The following is a 1,115-nucleotide window of genomic DNA, read 5'->3' as shown; positions in this document are numbered from 1 at the left end:
AAAATGCTGCCCCAGCTGGTCCGCCACCAGCAACGCGCCATAGACCTGCTCCACCGTCACGCCGCCGGGCATGTTGTGGATGGTCTCGCCAGGGGCGCAGGCCAGCTCGGCCACGGCGCGCATCTTGGCGGGGATGTCTTCGGTAATGTCCAGCTGCGCCAGCGTGACGGGCAGGCCCACGGCGTGGCACAGCGACATCACTTCCTGCATTTCCGCGTTGGAGGCGTTTTCCAGCGCCAGTTGCACCAGCACGCCAAACGCCACTTTTTCGCCGTGATAGAAGTGGTGGGTTTCAGCCACGGCGGTCAGGCCGTTGTGCACGGCGTGGGCGGCGGCCACGCCACCGCTTTCAAAGCCCACCCCGCTCAGGTAGGTGTTGGCCTCGACGATGCGCTCCAGCGCCGGCGTCACCACCTGGGCCTGCACGGCCAACATGGCTTTTTCACCCTCTTCCAGCAAGGTGTCGTAGCAGAACCTGGCCAGGTTCAGTGCGGTCTGCGTGGCCGGGCCGCCTGCCATGGTGGCCGCGCTGCTGCGCGATGCGGCACGCGCCTCGAACCAGGTGGCCAGGGCATCACCAATGCCGGCCGCCAGCAGCCGCGCCGGTGCACGGGCGACAATGGCGGTGTCCACCACCACCAGGGCGGGGTTGGTGGGCAGCATCAGATAGCGGTCGAATTCGCCGTCATCGGTGTAGAGCACCGACAGCGCGCTGCAGGGCGCGTCGGTGGAGGCGATAGTGGGCGCCACGGCCACGGGCACTTTCTGGAAAAAAGCCACGGCCTTGGCGGTGTCCAGCGTCTTGCCGCCACCAATGCCGACGATGGCGCTGCGCCCGTTTTGCGTGGTCAGTTGGCACAGGCGATCGACCTCGCCTTGCGAGCATTCGCCGTTGAAGGCGACGATGTCCATGGCCAGCCCGGCCTTGCTGAGGCTTTGGCGGATGGTGTCTTCGGCAAAGCCCAGCACGAACTTGTCGGCAATCACCAGCCAGCTGTCCGCCAGCGGCTTGAGGTAGTCCCCCAGCCGTTGCAGTGCATCGGCCCCTTGTACATATTTGCCGGGCGATTGAATGACGCGGTCCATGGGAACTCCTTCTTGAAATTGCACATTAT

Annotated in this window: 1 protein-coding gene; it reads right to left on the bottom strand. The window is 65.2% G+C overall.

Going from position 1 to position 1,115, the window contains the following annotated elements; all coding sequences use genetic code 11:
- The coding region (gene gldA / locus NA637_RS25075) for a bifunctional L-1,2-propanediol dehydrogenase/glycerol dehydrogenase (protein ID WP_256075302.1) at positions 1-1,086 on the bottom strand (1,086 nt) is incomplete at its 3' end.
- Between the last annotated feature and the right edge of the window lie 29 nt (positions 1,087-1,115).

It is taken from the genome of Stutzerimonas stutzeri (assembly GCF_024448935.1).
Taxonomy (GTDB): domain Bacteria; phylum Pseudomonadota; class Gammaproteobacteria; order Pseudomonadales; family Pseudomonadaceae; genus Stutzerimonas; species Stutzerimonas stutzeri_AO.
This window is presented reverse-complemented; position numbering and strand designations above follow the sequence as displayed.